At 43.3% G+C, this 20,565-nt stretch carries 13 protein-coding genes; 11 read left to right on the top strand and 2 right to left on the bottom strand.

What is annotated here, in order from left to right:
* The first annotated feature begins 153 nt into the window (after window positions 1–153).
* The 11 genes from NLX73_RS12825 to NLX73_RS12775 all read left to right on the top strand — a co-directional run bounded on the left by NLX73_RS12825 (window position 154) and on the right by NLX73_RS12775 (window position 16,917).
* On the top strand, window positions 154–1,533 hold the full coding sequence (locus NLX73_RS12825) for a hypothetical protein (protein WP_254326355.1): 1,380 nt from the start codon (window positions 154–156) through the stop codon (window positions 1,531–1,533).
* A 685-nt stretch (window positions 1,534–2,218) separates the two neighbouring features.
* Window positions 2,219–4,003 (top strand): M3 family oligoendopeptidase, encoded by a 1,785-nt coding sequence (locus NLX73_RS12820; RefSeq protein WP_254326354.1) that lies wholly within the window; start codon window positions 2,219–2,221, stop codon window positions 4,001–4,003.
* Between the two features lie 239 nt (window positions 4,004–4,242).
* The gene (locus NLX73_RS12815) at window positions 4,243–7,359 is read left to right on the top strand and encodes a DEAD/DEAH box helicase (protein WP_254326353.1); all 3,117 of its coding nucleotides are present in this window, start codon (window positions 4,243–4,245) and stop codon (window positions 7,357–7,359) included.
* Between the two features lie 192 nt (window positions 7,360–7,551).
* On the top strand, window positions 7,552–9,516 hold the full coding sequence (locus NLX73_RS12810; protein WP_254326352.1) for an elongation factor G: 1,965 nt from the start codon (window positions 7,552–7,554) through the stop codon (window positions 9,514–9,516).
* Window positions 9,517–9,860: 344 nt separating this feature from the next.
* Window positions 9,861–10,340 (top strand): DUF4303 domain-containing protein, encoded by a 480-nt coding sequence (locus NLX73_RS12805; RefSeq protein ID WP_254326351.1) that lies wholly within the window; start codon window positions 9,861–9,863, stop codon window positions 10,338–10,340.
* Window positions 10,341–10,481: 141 nt separating this feature from the next.
* Window positions 10,482–11,009, top strand: a complete 528-nt coding sequence (locus tag NLX73_RS12800) for a hypothetical protein (RefSeq protein ID WP_254326350.1) — start codon at window positions 10,482–10,484, stop codon at window positions 11,007–11,009.
* Between the two features lie 342 nt (window positions 11,010–11,351).
* Window positions 11,352–12,686 (top strand): SMI1/KNR4 family protein, encoded by a 1,335-nt coding sequence (locus tag NLX73_RS12795; protein WP_254326349.1) that lies wholly within the window; start codon window positions 11,352–11,354, stop codon window positions 12,684–12,686.
* Window positions 12,687–12,908: 222 nt separating this feature from the next.
* Window positions 12,909–13,442: a YceI family protein gene (locus tag NLX73_RS12790; RefSeq protein ID WP_254326348.1), complete on the top strand. Its 534-nt coding sequence runs from the start codon at window positions 12,909–12,911 to the stop codon at window positions 13,440–13,442.
* Window positions 13,443–13,554: 112 nt separating this feature from the next.
* Window positions 13,555–14,157: a class I SAM-dependent methyltransferase gene (locus tag NLX73_RS12785; protein ID WP_254326347.1), complete on the top strand. Its 603-nt coding sequence runs from the start codon at window positions 13,555–13,557 to the stop codon at window positions 14,155–14,157.
* Window positions 14,158–14,429: 272 nt separating this feature from the next.
* A complete protein-coding gene (locus tag NLX73_RS12780) occupies window positions 14,430–15,017 on the top strand; it encodes a sensor domain-containing protein (RefSeq protein WP_254326393.1) in 588 nt (195 codons plus the stop codon).
* A 100-nt stretch (window positions 15,018–15,117) separates the two neighbouring features.
* A complete protein-coding gene (locus NLX73_RS12775) occupies window positions 15,118–16,917 on the top strand; it encodes a helix-turn-helix transcriptional regulator (protein ID WP_254326346.1) in 1,800 nt (599 codons plus the stop codon).
* 172 nt (window positions 16,918–17,089) lie between these two features.
* On the opposite strand, the gene NLX73_RS12770 is transcribed toward NLX73_RS12775, so the two are convergent.
* Both NLX73_RS12770 and NLX73_RS12765 read right to left on the bottom strand, forming a co-directional pair.
* Window positions 17,090–19,084: a serine hydrolase domain-containing protein gene (locus NLX73_RS12770; RefSeq protein ID WP_254326345.1), complete on the bottom strand. Its 1,995-nt coding sequence runs from the start codon at window positions 19,082–19,084 to the stop codon at window positions 17,090–17,092.
* 218 nt (window positions 19,085–19,302) lie between these two features.
* Window positions 19,303–20,391, bottom strand: coding sequence for a GntR family transcriptional regulator (locus NLX73_RS12765; protein ID WP_061829743.1), 1,089 nt, complete (start codon window positions 20,389–20,391; stop codon window positions 19,303–19,305).
* Between the last annotated feature and the right edge of the window lie 174 nt (window positions 20,392–20,565).

The raw sequence follows: 20,565 nt of genomic DNA, 5'->3' as shown, positions 1-20,565 counted from the left end.
TGAAAATATAGCGGAAACAATCAAAATTTTATTAGATGTAGTATTGCTCATTTGAAATAAATGCATATTCTGTCGTTAACTAATCCTACTTTACGTATTTAAATATTATTTGAATATAAGAGGGAAATCCGCGGAGAGAGAGGGGAGAAGGCAATGCCGACAATGGCAAACTCATCAATACCAGCTCCAAGAGAATGGAATGAATTTGAGGATATAGTTGCTAGTTGCTTACGGATACGCTGGGAAAATAAAAATTTGAGTAGAATTGGAAGAAAGGGACAAGTTCAACACGGTGTTGATATTTATGGCAATGATGATTTAGGAAGAAAGGCAGGCGTGCAGTGTAAACTAATAGAAGGGGAATTAAACTTGAAAGTTGTAGTCTCAGAGGTTTTAAAAGCTGAAAATTTTGTTCCTTATCTGGACATATACTACATAGCAACAACAGCATCTCGTGATGCTAAACTCCAGAGAGACATACGTATGCTATCTGAACATCGTAAAGAGGAACATAAATTCCCCATACAAATGCTGTTTTGGGAAGATCTTATTCAAGATTTAGCAACTGATCTTATGGAACTAAATAAGCATTATCCGGAATTGAATTTGAGAACGGACATTGAAAAAAATAAAAGAAGATCAATTCAAATAAACAATAAGATTATCAAACTTTTTTTAATTTCAGTTTTATTAATATTGTTATATATTTGGCAACCCGTTTTTATAAGAGATGTACTAAATTACAGTAGTATTATCTTGTTTGAAAATTTAGTGGGTTTAATTTTATACTCTATTTTAATTGGTTTTATAGTTATTGTACTAAGGATTAGCGATTCTAAATTTAATAAAGAAATAAAAGAGAGTTACCAGCCCAAAATATATGAGTCAAAAGAAAAGACGCCCATATCAACTAAAGTATTTGATGATAACTTTTTAGATAATGGGAAGTGGAGAGTTTTGCGTGAAGTACGCATTCTGAACACTACTGGCTATGATATAAAAAATATTGTAGGCAAGGTAATTTTTTATGATAATCATTATAAAGTAGATGAAATCCCCTTTATTGAGGATGCTATTCTATCACGAAAAGGCATAAGAATTGATAAACTTGTTGAGCATAAAAAGGAAGCAAACTGGAATGAGTTCCATACCGAGATTATCTCCATGGAGTCAAATAAAGGGCCAGAAAAAAATATCAAGATTTATGGGACATACTTTATAAGAACTCATTTCTTGTTACTTAATCGGTATAAATATATAAGGGTTTTTGGTAAACGCATTTTGCCTTATGAAATCACCTGGCTTAGGAGTGTAGGTAATGATTTATGGGACAGACTAATGTTTATGCCATCCAGTTGGGGTGCAACAGGCATTAACAAGGGTTTATTTTGGATTCGTTTAAGAAGGCGTCTCATGCAGGTAACGGCTATTCTTTTGTTAGTATGTTGTTCGGCTTATACTATAGGTAGCTTTATCATTATGGTTATTAAGTTAGTAGTATGCTGGTATAACTTAGCTACTGTATATTTTTAAAGCATGTTTGTTATTTTAAGAGGTAAATTATTGATCGTTGTTAAAAATTGTCCCTATAAGATACGAAGCTGGAGGCGGAGTAATTCAAATCTAGCATGGTGACCTCATCGAGAACGAGCCCTGTGACTGGAATAAGTAGCAGCTCGCTAAAATTAAAGCAAAATCAAGAAAGGCAGAAGACTAAGGCTATGTAATTTAAAGATTGACTATCCTTTATAAGCAGGGTTATTCCAAAGACTTGCCGTTACAGCCAGAGCGGTGAACCGTATCACAAGTAGGGCGAAATTTACTCTACTCTATTTAGACTTTATCAATGATACATATGGAGGGATGACCTTGAGATACAGCGAGTACATTCGCCTGAAAACAGGTAGATACCAATCTGTAGGGTATGAATAAGATAAAATGAGACGAGTCCTGCGGATGCGGGGCTTTTTGGTGTGAGTGAAGAAGAAGATTGGTCAGCGACTTATCACATATTAGGGAATAAGTGGGCGTGTTATACTTGACATTAACTGTGCTTAACATAGTACCGGAAGAGGTGGAAACATGTAAGTCTTAGCCGCAGAATACAATATTCGAATTATCCCAATAAAATATAACGCAGCCTGCTATACGTTCGATATGGCCGGTTGCCGGGATACGTATAGCGTCGCTTGTGTTTACGATAAGGAGATTAACGGCGATGAACTTAACATGGGACTTGGAGAGTCTGTATTCCTCATTCCAGTCGGAGAAATATCAAAAGGATTATAAACATGCAGCAGAGCTTGCAGATGAACTTGGTGCGAGGGCAAAGCTTCATTTACACACTCAAGAGAAGGCTGCGATTCTAACGGAAGATTTTCTTAGGCAATATAATGCATTCAGGAGCGTGTATCTGTGCTTATTCAGCTATGCAGAACTGGTATTCAGCATTGACAACGGGAATACAGAAGCTGCAAATCAGATGGATGCATTGGAAGAAATGGCCGTGGGTTCCGAAGAAGCTCTAGCAAGCTTCAGCAAATGGCTAGCAAGCATGAGTGGGGAAGAGCTTGATACTATTATTGGCTCGGGTGAGTATGTGGGTCGACATGCTTTTTATTTGCGTCAGCTGCAGCAGCAGTCAAGGTATTTGCTCAGTGAAGAAGCTGAGGCGGTCATTGCCCGGATGCAGTTTACCGGCGCCAAAGCGTGGGAGAGGCTGTACATGAAGATACAGTCTACCTTGCGTGTAGAGGTGGAGATGAAAGGGGCAGCGCATCAGCTGTCTTTGACGGAGCTGCGCAATCTGGTGTGCGACCATGATTCTCAGGTTAGGCAGGCGGCATATGAAGCGGAAGCCAAGGCTTGCCGTAGTGTTGCCGAACAGAGTGCAGCTTGTCTTAATGCGGTGTGTGGAGAGGCGATAGGAATCTATGAGCTAAGAGGGTACAAATCGCCGCTGCATAAAGTACTGGAGACCTCACGTATGGATCAGGAGACGCTGGAAGCAATGCTGCAAGCGATTAAGGAGAGCCTGCCTGCCTTTCATCAGTATTATCTTCACAAAGCAAAGCTTCTGGGCCACGCAGGACCGCTCCCTTTCCATGATATCTTTGCTCCGGTTGGCGAGGATTCTTCCGTCAAAATTAGCTACCCGGAGGCACAAGAGCTTATTGTTGCCGGGTTTAACTCGTTCAGTACAGAACTGGGTGCGTTCGCCCGCAAGGTGTTCATCTCCAGATGGATCGATGCGGAGTCACGGTCAGGAAAAGGGAACTTTGGCATGTGCATTGATATCGCACCAATCCAAGAGAGCCGGATTATAACCAGCTTCACCGGGAGCTATATGGATGTTGGTGTACTGGCGCATGAGATTGGTCATGCCTACCATAGCAGCTGTCTTGCCGGAAAGACTATGGTCAATATAGATTATCCGATTCCAATTGCCGAGACGGCGTCGATCTTTTGTGAGGGTCTGATTAATCAAGAGTTACTGCTGAGTGCATCGGAAGGAGAAGTCTTGCCGATCCTGGAGCGGAGCCTCTCGGATGCCGGTTATTATATCGTTGATTTCTATGCCCGTTATCTGTTTGAAAGCCAGCTTTATGAGCATAGGAAATCAGGCTCGCTAACGGTGGAAGAACTGAACAGCCTGATGCAGGATGCCATGTCTGCGGCCTATGGAAGCAGTATTGACCCGGATTCTATTCATTCCTACCAGTGGGTTAGCAAGGCTGGTTATTATATGACAGGCAATGAGTTTCTGAATTTCCCGTATTCGTTTGGGCTGTTGTTCTCTAAAGGGCTATTCGCGCAGTATAAGAAACGTGAAGGCGGATTCGCCGAGCAATTTCAAGCCTTCCTGACCGCCAGCAGCACCACCATGGTTGCAGATGCCGGGCAGTTAATGGGTATCGATGTGCGTTCACCAGAGTTCTGGAGAGATGCGCTGGTCTTGATTGGGGAAGATATTCAGCGCTTCGTTGGGCATTCTGAAAAATAATAGCAACAGGAAATGACAAGCATTTAGTAAACCTGCCCATGCACAATGTCATTAAGATTAACTCAAAGACAGAGCTGGAATAAGAATGGAATACAATACACTGTTAAAAGCAGTGAAATCTTATATAATTGAATGGTACATTGGTAAGCTCTCTAAGTTGGGGAGCTTTTCTTTTTGTCTTTAGATGACAGGGTGAGAGCTTTATAATAGTAATTACAGATGATAATGGGGGGAGACTCATGAATAAACGGCAAGATATTTTAAATGCTTGGATTACGATCGAGCAGTTATCCGAAGGTTTTATTAATAAAAAAGACAAATCGCTAAAGCTCATACATACAATGGAAGAGGATTGGAATCAGTTTTTTTCAGACTTTTTAATGAAGCAAAAAAAACAACAAGATGTATCAGATAAGTTCTTTAAGAAATCGGGCTTAGCATTATATTTCGATATTTTCGATTTTCAAGAAGTTGTTGAACTATTGAGGGAGAAATACAAGATTGCTAAAACCTACGAGGAAGTTAGTAAATCTGACAAATTCACCTTCTCTATCTATTTTGATAACGAATTGAATTTTCTAGCAGACAAATTGTTTTATACAATGAGTGGTTATATCCGCCAACATGGTGAATTACCGAAAGATTTTTTGAAAGTTGAAAACGTATTTAGAGAAGATTTGAACAGCAAATTTGAAGAAGGTTTTCATACCACCATCTCTGAGCTTTTTCATAAATATCATATTTCCGCAGAAAATTTCCGCTATGCATTTGTGAAAAACCTGGATAACGGAGATGTAAATCTACATTCGTTCTTTATTGAAGATCTGAACAAAGCAAAGACAATCACTAATAAAAATTTGGATCGATATTTTAATGGCTTTTCGGGACATAGGCACAATCTGGATGGCAATAAAGAGTCCGTTCATTTTAACCCCCGAATTTTCGAGACAACTATTTTACAACCTAAGTTCTATCCGCTCGGGCGGTTCCCAAGTAATCCTGGTTTCGCGCTTTCATTTATGCAGCAGGTTTCGGTGAATCTAGCTTTAAATGATAAAAATGATATTCGTAGTGTCAATGGCCCGCCAGGAACAGGGAAAACAACACTGTTAAAAGATATTTTTGCTGATTTAGTCGTACAACAGGCAGCGGAAATTGTGCAGCTTTCTGATAAAAGGATTAAAGGGAGTCTGGTTTATTGGAAAGATTTTAAGCTTGGTGTTTTACCACACTCCATTTCAGATAAAAACATTGTTGTTGCAAGTTCAAACAATGGGGCGGTCCAAAATATTGTTAAGGAGTTACCAAAGAAAGAAACGATTGCGGGCGATTTTCAAAAGCTACTAGATGAAGCAGATTATTTTAAAGAGGTTTCCAATTCTAAATTAACCAGTGAAGGTTTTGGACAGAATCGCGAGATTAAAAGTGAGCTTTTACATGAGGAAAATTGGGGTGTGTTCTCGTTAGAGGGCGGCGCGTCAACAAACATGAACAAGTTACTTTTAACCATTAAAGCAATCGAAAAAGATTTAGAGGATCATGATCAAGCAAATACATGTGAAAGTGTATATCAAGAATTCTCCCGTCTGTATGCTGAATTAAAAATCGAAAGAGATAAAATGCAAGACTATAGCGAGAAAATGTATGCTCTTCAAAAATTAAAAACCAAGCATAAAGAGGAAGTGTTTGCATTTGAACAAGAAGAAAAAAAGAAACGAACAGATTTAATCTCACAGGAAGAAGAAGCGAGACGTGAACTAGAAAGACTGGTACAAGAAATTGAAAATCTCCAAGAGGATTGGTCAGATGCTTCTGTTGAGATAGAAAACCTAATTGATTTACAAGCTCAAGCTAAAAGGAATTATGACGTAGTTACTTCTCAAAAGCCAAGTTTTTTGTGGCTTCAGAAAATATTTAAAAAGGCAAAAGTTGAGCAGTACTTCAAAGATTTGAATAATGCGAATGATCATTTAAATGATCTATCGAAACAAAAAACGAAATGGTTAAATGACCGTAGGCGACTCGAAAATAGGTTAAGGGAAAATGTTGCGAAAAGTGAGTATGTTCAAAAACAAACTCAGGACACAAGAGCTAACTTCGATCGATGGATGATCAAACAACAAAATGGTTTTAAAAAAGTGGAACGAGAAATTGTATTGTTAGAAAAACTCAAGTATCAAAGTGGCATTAAGGAACCAGATTTTTCACAATCGTATGATGAGCTGCAAAAGTCTAATCCATGGTTTACAGTGAAATTCCGCAAATTACAATCAGAGCTATTTATTTCAGCTTTAAAAGTTAGAAAGCAATTTCTGTATGAAAACAGAAGGAATTTAAAAGCCGCGAGAAATATTTGGAATAGGCAGTCTGAATACTTGGGAAAAGAGAATGGACAGCAGCTAATTTCAGAATCATGGAATTGGTTGAATTTCACGATCCCCGTTGTTAGCACTACTTTTGCTAGTTTTGGTCGAATGTTTAAAAATCTTAATGAAGATTCAATAGGTAATCTGTTTATAGACGAGGCGGGCCAAGCACTGCCACAAGCTAGTGTTGGTGCCATTTTTAGAAGTAAAAAGGTTATGGTCGTTGGAGATCCATCACAAATAAAACCCGTAATGACGCTGGGTTCAAATGTTTTAACCTTAATTGGAAGACACTATGAAGTCGATGAGAAATTTGTTTCTGCTGATGCGTCTACTCAAACCATTGTGGATGCCACAAGTCAGTATGGTTTCCAAAAAAATGAGGATGAATGGATTGGCATACCCCTTTGGGTACACAGACGCTCGAACTATCCGATGTTTACGATTTCAAATGAAATTTCGTATGAGGGGTTGATGGTACAAGGTAAATCAGCAGATGAGGCACAAGGGAAATCACAATGGTATGATTCAACCGGTAAAGCAAATGACAAATTTGTTAAGGAACAAGCTGACTTATTGAAAAGAATGATTGATAAACGTTTGCAGGAAGATCCGGATTTAGCGGATGAAATCTATGTGATCACCCCATTTAGAAATGTGGCTTATAAGCTTGCCCAGGTTTTAGATGAGATTAAATTCACAAAACGAGAAAACGGGAAGACAACGAATATTGGTACAGTTCATACTTTTCAAGGGAAAGAAGCCAAAGTCGTCTACTTTGTTCTTGGAGCGGACTCTGATAGCAGTGGGGCAGCAAGATGGGCTGTCTCTGATCCCAATATGATGAATGTTGCAGCGACGCGAGCTAAAGAAGAATTTTATGTGATCGGCGATAAGAAATTGTATGCCTCGCTCGGTAGTGAAGTGGCAAATAAAACGATGTCAATTATTGACGACTATAACAATAATGAGGTCGGGAATGATGGTTAGGCGAAGTTCTCCAAGTTGGAGGGCTTTTCTTTTCGCCTTCGAGATGATACCCAGAACCGTACCACAAGTAGGGCGAAACTTGAAATTGCGAAATTTATCAGGACTATAAAAAGCGGCACCTACCCACTCTCCCGATTTCTATGCTTTAATAAAATGAGCAGTATTAACAAGAAGCGTTGAAAGTGGGATTCTATGAAGCGACTAACGATTGGCCTGTTCGCCCATGTGGATGCAGGTAAGACAACTTTTGCGGAACAGCTGCTGTACCATACGAACAGTATCCGGTCGCGGGGGCGGGTGGATCATCAGGATGCGTTTCTGGACAGCCACGACATCGAGCGGGCAAGGGGCATTACGGTGTTCGCAGATCAGGCGGTAATAGAATATAAAGGAGACAGCTATTATTTAATAGACACGCCCGGACACGTCGATTTCTCCCCGGAGATGGAGCGGGCGATTCAGGTCATTGATTATGCCATCCTGATTGTAAGCGCAGTTGAAGGTGTCCAGGGTCATACGGAGACGGTCTGGCAGCTGCTGCGCAAGCATCAGATTCCGACGTTCTTCTTTATCAACAAGACGGATCGGATCGGCGCGGATGTAGGCAGAACCGAGGCGGATATCCGTCAGCAGTTGACGGGGGAAGTATGCTGCATTACACAGAGCCTCTCTGACGACATAGTCGGCGAGCCGCTGCGGGAGGCCATGGGGGAGCGGGATGAAGCTTTGCTGGAAGCATTCCTGGAGGGGAGAGAGGATTGCGGCTTCTGGCTGGAGGCTTTGCAGAGGATGATAGCGGCGGGTCTTCTCTTCCCCTGTGCTTACGGCTCTGCGCTTCAGGATACAGGCGTCATTGAATTTCTGGATCAGCTGCATCTGCTGACAACCACCACTTATGACGAGAATGCTTCGTTCCAGGGGCGGGTTTATAAAATTCGGCACGATGCAGGCGGAGCGAGACTCACGTTCATTAAGGCGCTGGGTGGTCGGCTGAAGGTGAGAGAACAGCTTAGTTACGAGAGTGGCGGGGTTCAATATGACGAAAAAGTTACGCGGCTCTTCTTGTTTAACGGCCTTAAATCGCAGCCGGTGGAACAAGTGGAAGCTGGCGATTTGTTTGCGGTTGCCGGCTTGTCCGCCGCCGGGGCTGGACAAGGCCTGGGGTCGATATCGGACAAGTTAGCTTACGAGTCGGAACCGACGTTACAATCGAAGGTATTATTCGACAACTCGATACATGTACAGAAGGTGCTCGGTGCTTTTCGCATGCTGGAGGCGGAGGAGCCGTCACTGAACGTCGTTTGGGATGAGAAATTGCAGGAGATTTCTATCCGCGTCATGGGATTGATTCAACTGGAAGTGCTGGAGCAGCTTGTTAGAGAGCGGTTTGGCTTTGCTATCTCTTTTGGACAACCGGAAATCTTGTATAAGGAAACGATTCAATCGGCTGTGAAAGGGTACGGCCACTTCGAACCGCTCAGGCATTATGCGGAAGTGCATTTGCTGATTGAACCGGGAGCAAGGGGCAACGGCATCATGTTCGAAAGCAGATGTCATGCCGATGATCTGAATGTCAGCTATCAGAATCTGATTCGGAGTCATCTCTATGAACGGGAGCATCACGGACTGCTGACCGGCATGCCGGTCACCGACGTGAACATTACGCTGCTGAGGGGCCGCGCGCATAAAGAACATACCCATGGTGGCGATTTTCGTGAGGCTGCCTTTCGAGCACTACGACAGGGTCTGGAGAAGGCGGACAACGTGCTGCTGGAGCCCTATTACGATTTCAAAATCAAGGTCGCTATCGATGAAATGGGCAGGGTGCTGTCCGATATTCAGCGTGCTTCGGGTATTTTTAATCCGCCGCAGACAACCGGAACGCAAGCGGTGGTCACGGGCAGGGTGCCCGTGTCGACTTTCATGAACTACAGTGCCGAATTTGCATCCTTTACGCATGGACGAGGCAGTATCCGCTGCGTGTTCAGCGGCTACGACCGCTGCCATAATACGGAGGAAGTCATAGAGCGGATGGGCTACCGCAAAGGGGCGGACCCACTGTATACCTCCTCCTCCATCTTTTGCGCCAAGGGGGCGGGTTACTCGGTGCCATGGGATGAGGCGGAAACCAAGATGCACCTTGAATTAGAACCTTGAATGAGCATGCTCTAATGAGGATGAAACTCCAGGTAGGAGAGCAAAAAACCATACCTCAAGTGACGGTAAAATGTTGTAGTGAATGCAAAATAGTTCAAAAGAGGGTGTCTCAAAGCCGAAAAATAACGGAGAGACATCCTCTTTTTATCATGAAGGAGTGAATCGCCCATATTTCCAGGATTCAGGTAGAAAGTAGGTGGATTTAGGACAAACAATTTTTATAATGGAAATAAGATATATATAGGGCTAAGGGGCGAATGTCATGAAACCGACGCAAGGAATAGAGGCGCTGGCGGCAGAGATTGCCAATGTGGCTAGGACGTCCTTTCGCACTCTTTTCGAAAATGGCGAACGTTACTATTACTGAAACGCTATTTACTACTGGAGAGGGACATGCGCCAAGCATCTCCGCCTGGTCATGGGAGGCCTTGGAGAGGGAAGCGGCCCGGCAAGGAGAAGAAAGTGACATGCCGGGGTCAACGATTGCGGAACTCATCAAATGGTCCTATGCCGATTCACCCTATTGTTGTTTCAGGGATGAGGACTTCGATGATGTTAAACAATTGTTTATGAGGCGTCCTTCTATTGCGGAGCTTGAAGCTGACGAATGGAATCGTGAATTTGATTCGAGGCTGAAGGCCATGGAGCTGGCGATGAAAATGCTCGATGATGAAGGCGTGTTTGCCTTGAATCAACCGCGAGAGGCTGTATGCGTCCTTGCCGAGGTCATGCCGCCGGATGAGACCAATACCGAAATCGCCTTACGTTTGAATCGGGCGGAGTCTCCGGCTATGCAAGCATGGCTGGTGGAAGCAGCGGAGTAAGGGCATTCGCGTTTCTTGAGGGAGAGTTGTAAAATGCCTAATCATCAAGCGATTTTTGGCGTGCGTATGTCCCATTCGCACAAGCAGACAGCCCGCCCCTGGCGTAAACTGAATTATAATCAGTGAGCGAGGTGAACTTCCATGGCACAATCGAAAGAGATGCGTGCACGGGCTAAGAAGTTTCAAGGCCGTCCGGTCTGTGTCACCCTGCACAGCGGAGAGACTTACGTCGGCTACATCACTGACGTTAATTACGGCGGGTTGGTACTTGCCAGCGCTGGAGTCCCCCCACGCACTTCTTCCGGGAAGCAAGATTCCCGATCTCTCAAACGCAGAGCTGGTGCGCATGCCCCGGGCGTCCGTCTCGGTAACCGGAAAAGCGGCGCGCGCAAGCCGTCTGGCCGTTCGCGCTCCCGCAAGCCGGACGCCAAGGTGTCGGCATTCCTGCCGATGATGGGCTCGCTGTTAGGCGGCCTTGGCGGCTCCACTGCGGGCGCAGGAGGGCTTGGCGGTATGCTCGGCGGCGGCTTGCGGCTGTTCGGCATGATCCAGAAATTTGTTCCGGTCGTGAAGATGGGCTACGGTATGATCAAGTCCATTCGTCCATTTCTCGGCGCCGTTAAAGGCTTGATGCCCCCGGCCAGTCCAGCCACGCCAGATAACGAATAATCGTATCCCTGTGGACTTTAAGCCTCCTTTGAGTGGTCAAAGGGGGCTAGTCCACACCATCATTTTCTAACAAGAATAAAAATGATCACGTTCTTTGTCATCAAATTTGCCAAGTGTCCGTTTCCTAACAAATTCGTGTTGGCCCCCATATGGATTCCATTCATATGGATTTTGTTCTGTGGTACTCTAAGGTGGTTCAGTGGTGACCTTAAGAGAAGCTACAATGAAAGATTACTTAAAGATACATATCATTTTAAAGAGGTACGACCCATAGAAAAAATAATAAAATTGCTGGATAAGCAAACAAAGGAAACCTGGCTATGGTCAACAGGAGGGTTCAATATGTGGTTTAGGAAGAAAGAAACGCAACTGGATCGAATAAAAAACAAACTGAGTCAAGCTATGCACAAAGACGCGGATTTCTCAGTGTTTGGAGCATCCTCACATCAATATAGGGTTAAAGAGAAGCTTACAGTAAAAGAGCTGGCGGACTGGCAAGTCCACAATCAGGTTACACTTCCTGAGCCTTACGCGCTGTTTTTAACGAAAATCGGCAACGGAGGCGCCGGACCCTATTATGGAATCTATTCAATTGGAAAGGCAACTTCCTACACCGAGCGCCAGGCACTCCTTGCAAAATCCGTTCTGCATCCCGGGATGACCAAAGAGGAATGGAACCATCTGGTTGAGCCCCTGACCAAGGACGAGGACATTCCCGATGAGGAATACGACGCCACCTGTAATAAGGTGCTGGGCGGCATGTTGTGCATAGGCACCCAAGGCTGCGAATACGACATGTATCTCGTACTTGAAGGGAAATACAGGGGGAGAATTGTGTATATCTCCGATTTTCATCCCGATCATCCCTTTTTCTTTGTCTATGAAGACAGCTTTCTGGACTGGTACGAGCGCTGGCTGGATGAAATTATTCTGGATTATGATATCGGGTGGTTTGGTAGTCGAATGCCGGGTGATGAGAATGCGCTGATCCAGATTTATCAGAGTGCTCCAAACGAAGAAATCCAAGCCAAAGCGCTTAATGGAATGTTCAAGTTTAAGAAAGTCTCTCAGCCAACCCTTGATTTTTTGAAAAATATTGCGGAGCAAAGCCCCAAAAATCGAACCATAGCCATTTGGCTCATCTGCCAAACTTCTTTTGACGCGGGTAGAACATATCTTCTGGAGCTATTGCAATCGGATGGGCATGAGGGTTTTCTGCAAGCTTTACAGATTCTACATACTTCCAGTAAAACTGCGAATTTAACGGATTTTGTTCCAGTGATCTTGCAAAGGCTTGACAAGATTTACGACCCGGAAACGTTGCGTTATGCAGGGTATATCTTGGAGGATTATGGTGCGATTACTCTCCAGGACTTTGCGTCTTTCTTGTGTCACGATGACCCGAAAATGCAAACCACTGCCATCTATGTCGCGCGCAGTTGCGAAAACAAGCTGGGAAGCTGGGAGATCATTGAACAGATGTTGATGGGGGGCGGCCCGGAGGTTCTGAATAACTCGATTTTATACTGGGGCATTATTCCACATGAGAAGTTGCTGCCTTACTATAAGGAGGTATGGCCGCAATACAAAAGCAATCCGAATTTCAGAGAAAAATTTATCGGTTGTTTGCGAGAGCTACATTTGCCAGATGATTATTTCGACAAAGACGAATGGTGAAGAAGGTGTACATGAATTATTCAGCTCACCTTCGATTTAATTTGACGTGGCGGAGCCTGAACATTCCGAAATCGGATTTACGAGGAAACCAAAAAAATGAAAAAGAGCTACTGACATCCCGTTGTCAGTAGCTTTTTTGTACATTAGGAGTATGCGAATAGCGCAGTGTTTGGAGATGGGGCGACCTTTCTCAAAATCTTATCATAGAGGTGGAATTTATTTATGAGCAATATCAATTGGGAAGTGGATCCGGACCACAGTTCCGTCGAGTTTTCGGTGACGCATTTAATGATTAGTAGAATTAAAGGAGTATTCGAGCATTTCCAAGCGATCTTGAGTTTTGACCCCAACGATTTAACAACCATGGGTATTCAGGCTTCCATAGATGCAAATAGTATTACAACTCGCCAATCGCAACGAGATGAACACTTGAAGAGTGACGACTTCCTTCATGCAGCCAAGTATCCAACCATTACGTTTCAAAGCACCAGCTGCGTCCTTGCTGGCGAAAGGCAATATGAACTTACGGGCAATCTAACTCTGCATGGAGTAACCAAACCCATCACTTTTCATACCGTTTTTGAAGGACTTAACAAGGACCCTCGCGGCCGGGAACGTGTAGGATTTCATTCAACAGCCAGTATCGAACGCAATGAATTTGGCTTGACATTCAACTCGCCTCTGGAAAAAGGTGGGGTTATCGTCGGAAATGAAGTGGGAATCGAGCTTTATATCGAGGCAATTAGAATAGATTAGCAGTCCTAAAGGCCATCCTTTTAGCGGGTGGTCTTTTTACTTGCCGTTACAGGTAGGTTGGTGAACCGTATCACAAATAAGGGCGAAAATGTTGAAAATTGGAGAGGTAATCATGGGAAATACGGATAAGTTTGAAATGATAGCTAATATATATGACACTTCTGAAAGAATTCAAATTGCAAAGGTATCATCTGATGCCATTCGTGAATATGTAGTTGACGCTAATAGTAAGAATGCTATTGATTTTGGGTGTGGAACGGGCCTTGTCGGAATGAGCTTGTTAAATGATTTTAATTCTATGCTTTTTCTGGATACTTCACAAAACATGATTAATCAAATAAAGCAAAAAATTACTGATCTTCATATTCAGAATGCAGATACATTATGTTTTGATTTTGAAAAGGAAGGTCTAACGGATTTACATGCGGACTATATTTTTATGGCTCAGGTTCTACTCCATATTCATGATGTTGAATTCGTTTTATCAAGGCTATTTGATGTTCTAAATGAAGGAGGACATTTACTAATCGTAGATTTTAATAAAAATGAAAAAGTAGTTTCAGATATAGTTCATAACGGATTTAATCAAGAAGAGCTGACTGACATTATGACTAAGATAGGATATAGAGATATTCAGTCCAAAACTTTTTTTAACGGAAGTAAAATATTCATGGGACAAGATGCATCTATGTTTATTCTTGATTCTCAAAAATAAAACTTTTAGGCAGAAATCAGCTCTCCTTACCGGAAACCATGCTTTGTGTCTTCTCATGCATCGCAGAGGGATTGGATCAAAAGCCGCTTGACTCTGCAAAGACGATTACCATTACTATGCGATATTTAAAAAATGGCGAAGAACCAGTTGTTTTTCCTCATTAGGTTTGCAGACCGCTTTCGCCTTATGTCATATGACATTATGGCACTGGTAGATTTGACATCAAGAGCCGTAGGATACGACTACTACTTGTAAAGGATGTGGGCTCTTTGATGACAAGAACCGTCGTCAGCTTTATTCAAAATGGCTATTTCCTACTGCTTACTTTCGCTACCGGATTGTTTTACTTTTGCTTTTATCTGGTCGCTCTTACATTAGGCTTGAGTCTTTCGTTTACCGTCGCGGGCGTTCCTCTGATTACTCGCATTTTGCGAACTACATACGCCTTCCTGCAATTTGAACGCACACAGACCAAGATCTATACGGATATTACCACCGAGCTTTACGTTAAACCAATAAACACCGATGCCTCTATCTGGCTTCAAGCAAGGAAGGAACTGCTAAATCGGCGCAACTGGATCGCTATCGGCTGGCTGATGCTGAAGCTCCCGGTGGGGATTTTAAGCCTCATTAGTGCGGCCTTGCTTTATATAGCTCCACTCGCGATGATTGTGACCCCGCTTCTCTTTCCGTTTTCTAATTATTATTTTATGGGTTTTATTGTAGATACTGTAATGAAATCCATACTGGTTTCGGCCTCAGGAGTCGTATTCACTATGGTGAGTTATAGGCTTGCGAACAGCTTGACGCGTATGCTAGGCGGTTACACCCGTCTTATGATCAAGAGTGTGAACCGGTAGCCGGAATGTCCCTGTCTGGATTTAAAAGTATTGTTGGATAATGTTCTGCTCTATAATAGTTACGTAATGTCATACTGATAGTTCTTAGGGGTTGATGGTTTTGTTCGATATGGTAAAGCAGTGGTTCTGGTACGACTGGTTCATGCTTATGATCCGCCTGATTTGCAGTACTTCTCTCCTGCTCACTATCATAGAGCGGCAGTCTCATTTCACGCTGCCGCTTTGGGTTCTTGTGTTTTGGCAGCTTATTGCTTTTTCCGTTCCCTGGCTGTGCTTGCAGCTCAATTATAGATACTACCTGCTTACCGAGATTGTGATCCCGGGCGGGCTGTGCTTGTATTTAGCTTCGTTTTTTCCGGAAGCCTACCTCACATTCCTGTTGTATCCATTTTTAATTGCCGCTAACAGTAAACAAAGAACATATCTTTGGTCAGGTCCTTTATCGGTATTGCTCCTACCCGCTATAATTAAGCTGCTTGTAGAGCAGACTGATTTTTGGGTTATGACCATTCAATTCGGGACGGCTTATGCATTCGGATTTTCCTTCCATTTATTGATGGTCAATCATCGTCAAAGCGAAATTATACGCGAGCAAAATGCGGTGCTGGAGCAGTACTTGTCCCAAATCGAGCGCATCACGCTGGCCGAAGAGCGGAATCGGCTCTCTAAAGAGCTCCATGATACCGTCGGTCATGCGTACACTTCCCTCATTATGGGGTTGGAAACCTTGCGCCCCGAGCTAGAAACGGATACAGGAACGAAACGGCTCGATTCCCTATTGAACCTGGCCCGCCAGAATATGGATGAAGTGAGAGGCTATGTGCATCAAATCGAATCGCCGCATGAGGAACTCCCACTGCTTCAGTCTTTGCGGAAGCTGGCAGAGGAGTTTCAAGAGCATGCTAAGGTGTCGGTTCGTTTCCAGGCCTTCGGGGAGGAATACCCTGTAACGAAGCAAGCGAAGATAGCGCTGTATCGCTGCTTGCAAGAATCATTGACGAATGCAGTGCGTCATGGACACTCGACGGAGATTACGGTTTTGGTGCAATTCGAGCCTCAGCAGACGAGGCTCGAAATTCAGGATAACGGCCGCGGGATGGAACATGGACGGGATGGTTTCGGCTTGAACGCCATGAAAGAGCGAGCAATGAATTTGCAAGGTCATGTTGGCGTCTATACCCAACCGGGCGAAGGCACCCTCGTTACCTGCACCCTACCACGGCAAACGGAGCTTAAGGATGAAGTCATCCGTCTGTTGGTCGTCGATGACCAGCCTTTTATCCGTGAAAGTCTGCGGACTCTTCTGGAGGAGCAGCAAGATTTGCAAGTCGTAGGGGTGGCAGAAGATGGCGAGCAAGCCATCGAACTGTGCAGGCAGGTTCAGCCTCAGCTGGTGCTCATGGATTTGGACATGCCGAACCTGGACGGAATCTCCGCATCCCGTACCATAAAACAAACGTGGCCCCACATCCGCATCTTGATTCTCACCACGTTCGAAGATACTGGACAGGCTCTGGAAGCGCTGCGAAGCGGAGCGGACGGATACTTATTGAAGTCGATGAAGCCGGTAGAGCTCGCCGAAACAATACGCACGGTCTATCGCGGAGGCACGCTGATCGATCAGGAGATGTCGCACAAATTGTTTGCACAGCTGGAAGCAGACAAGAGTGGGGAAGATCCGTCGACAACTCAAGTGGCCGCGACCTATGACTTAACTCCACGGGAGCTTGAAATTTTACAGTCCGTGTCGAAAGGACTGCGATATAAAACCATTGCCTCCAAATTGTATTTATCTGATGGTACGGTTAGAAACTATGCGTCATCGGTCTATCTGAAGCTGGGGGTTCGCAACCGGGAGGAAGCGGTGCAAAAAGCCCGGGAGGCAGGGCTTCTGGAATAAACCTTACGGCTCGATGCGGATTTCCGTTGGATATGGAGAAAACTAAGAAACAAGCGGCAGCATCAGCAGCCGCTTGTTTCTTATTGTACAAGAAAACCCCCAGTTTGATCGGGGGTTCAGGAAACCTTATATAAAGTATCATTATCTTACTTTTTCTGGTTAATCTTTTGAATTAGTGACTGATTGGCAACGTATAGTAATTAAATGCTTGATCCAATAAGGCACTGGCTTCTTGACGCTTCAAAAGCTGTTTGGAGCGGAAGTTTATGGAGCCGTCTGAGTTGATCTTGGTATCCGGGTCCATGATACCTTGGGAAACAAGAGCTGTGACTGCTTTAACTGCCCAAGCATCCGTTTCGCCACTCAATTTAACCTTAGTTCCAGGCTCAACCTGTTTCAGGTTCTGGATCATTACCGCCGCCATTTGTCTAGTGATAGGAGAATTCGGCTGATAATTACGTAGTCCGGCCATCATCTGCTTCTTATTCGGTTCAATCATGAAAGGTTGTTTATACCACCCGTGGGCGCGCAGCAGCACTTCTGAGAATTCTCCCTGAGTCATCGTTCCTTTCGGATCGAAGAGGTTGGCTGACTTTCCGCTCATGACTTTCAAAGCATTAAGGTTGTTTATATATGAAATATATTTACTATCCGCAGGTACATCAGAAAATGGTGAATCAATGTTTATTTTTTGCGCATAAGCAACGAGGTCTGGGAGCTGCATGTAATACAAATATGCAATATGGCCTGCTTCATTTTTATTAAACGTCAATTTATTACCTGATTCATCTTCAAATAATAAAGGGTGGATCATTTTTAGTGTATGTTTGCCTGATGTTCCTGTCTCCATTATTAATTTCCCGTCCGAATACGAAACCTTCGTCCTTAAGGCAGCGATACGCGTGTTTTGGTATAATCCCACGTAGTCTTGGGCCTGCTGCTCACTTATTGTCGCGTAGGTTGACTTTGGAACTTCTACTTTTCTCGGATAATAATGATTCATAAATTCCTCATACACGTCAAGACTCATCATGGAGTCGTTATTGTAGGACATGTACATCGCTGTATTCTTCTCAGGCAGAATAACAATCAAGGAAGAATGGCCTGTAACATTTCCTCCTTTTAGAATCACATGCTGATTATTCATCTTCTCTTTGAAGTAGCCTTCGAATCCAATTGTTGTAACCGGGAACTCCTTGTCAGGGAATAATTGGTATGTGTGCATTTGCTCTATGCTCTTTGGACTCACCACTTCTTTACCTTTGTACTTGCCTTTGTTCAGGTGCATCATGAGGTACTTCGCCATGTCATCTGCTGTTGAAACCATACCGCCTTCAGGTTTTTCCGTTGGTTTAAACCCGTCCAAGGGTATCAATTCACCTGTTGGTCCATAGTGAGCAGCCATTCTGCTTAACAATTGGGGGGTAAACCGCACATTCGTCGAAGTCATGCCTAACGGTTTGAAAATATTCTTTTCCATATATCGAGAATATGACATGCCCGTTACGTTTGCTACTGCATATCCGGCTAGCATGAAACCAAAATTGTCATAAGTGTACGCTTCTCCTGGAGGCCTGACAACAGTTGGCATATTTGATGCAATGTACTTCTTCATTGGAAAATATTTGTCCGCGTATTCTGGATGCATTTCCATGAGAATATCTGGTTCATCAAATCCACTTGAATATGTAAGTAGATCAAACATCGTCAGTTTTTTTCCTGTTTTATTCGGAACCTTTATTCCTCCTAAATACTCTTGGATATCGTGTTTTAGATCCATTTTCCCCTTATCCACCAACTGCATAGCTGCCAATGCAGTGAATGACTTTGTAACAGAGCCGATTTGGAAAACGGTATTTTTATCAACAGGAATTCTTTTTTCCCTGTCGGCATAACCGTAACCTTTGCTTAGCATCACTTTCCCACCCGTGACGACCACAAAATTAGAACCAACTGTATTAAACTTCTTCATCTTGTCTGCAAAAACACCATCTGCAAAAGCTTCTAGTTCCTTGGCATTTCGCGGCCCCTCCAAGCTAGCCTTTTCAGATGCAACTGGTGCGTTAACGGGTGCGGCAACTGACGCGCCGTTGGGTGCCATACAGGCGGTAGTTATCGTAGCAGATAACAGTAGAACCGCGAGATTGGTGTGAATCATTTTTTTCATGAATGATTTCTCCTTGAAATGTATTTTTGCCTCATAGCGTCCGGCAAAACCAAGTATGGCAAAGGACTTGTCATACCAACAAGTTACATTTCGTCACCGACCTATACCAGTCACTTCAAAGTGTCATATGACAATTAGGCACTAGGTGCCTAGTGTTCAATGGTAATATCGTTTTTGGGTGTGTCCATTTGATTGTTCACAATGAATGTTGGACCCCTTCACTTCAGTTTCTTTTTTACCGTCTCTCCTTCAATTAACACAGGTTGATAATAGGTGTGGTTGCGTAGATCTTTCTTCCCTTGCAGTTTCTTGATAACCCAATCGGCGGCATCACGTCCCATTTGTTCCTGTGGGTGTGTTAATGTCGTAAGTTTGATGTTTGCATTCTTGGAAATATAGGAATTATCTTGACCAATAATGGATATGTCTTCAGGAACAGATATACCAAGTTGTCTGCATACATGTACAACTTCTAATCCTACCTCGTCGTTATAGCAGACAATTGCGGATAACCCGTCTCTTTGTTCGGTTAGGAATTTTTTTAAGTTGGTGGACAGGTCTTGCTTCGTCTCTGTATAGAATGAGAGCACTTGCTCTGGGTAAAACCGTAATTTGGCTTCTCCAAGCGCCTTGATATAGCCCTTCATTCGATGCTTTCCTTGTAAATCGTCCATTTTGGCAATGATACCAATGTGTGTGTGTCCGTTAGCAATCAATTCTTTTGTTGCCAGATAGCTGGATTGTACGTCATCGAGACAAAAGAATGGAACCTCCAACTCTTCATAATAAGCATTAATCATGATGAACGGAACATCCTGCTCCTTGAACGTCAGATAGTAAGAGATATTGGGATTATATAGATTGCTCTTCGTAGGCTCAATAATCAAGCCATCCACACCAAAGGACAACATCATCTCCAAAGCTTTCTTTTCCTGTGCGACATCATTATTTGTACTAGCTAATAGCAATGAATAATTATCTTCATTCAATCTGGCTTCAATCCCGCGAATAATAGAAGGGAAGATGTAATCGGAAATGTAGGTTGTGATGACTCCGATGGTTTTATTACTGGAATTCCCGCCGTTTTTTGATCGAAATTGGTTACTGACATAAGTGCCCGATCCTTTTTCACTTCTTAAAAAACCCTCGTTGGATAGTTCTAAAATTGCCTTACGTACCGTCTGGCGGCTAACTTTATACATATCCTGCAAAGCCGATTCCGTTGGAATTTGTTCTCCTACGCTGTATGCTCCTGATAGAATGTTGCTCTTTATATCCTCAAGGATGACCTGATACTTTGGTTTCACTTTATTCCTTCTTTCCTGGTTGTCCTAATACTAATTTACCTACCCATAATATTTGTATGTACATATTTTAGCATAATTATGAGCTTATTATAATCCATAGCCTAACATGCATTAATACTAAAGAAAAAATAGATAAATTCTCGGTTTATCAGAATATTTGTATGTATAACTATG

The organism is Paenibacillus sp. CH40 (assembly GCF_024213605.1).
GTDB classification, from domain to species: domain Bacteria; phylum Bacillota; class Bacilli; order Paenibacillales; family Paenibacillaceae; genus Paenibacillus; species Paenibacillus polymyxa_B.
This window is presented reverse-complemented; position numbering and strand designations above follow the sequence as displayed.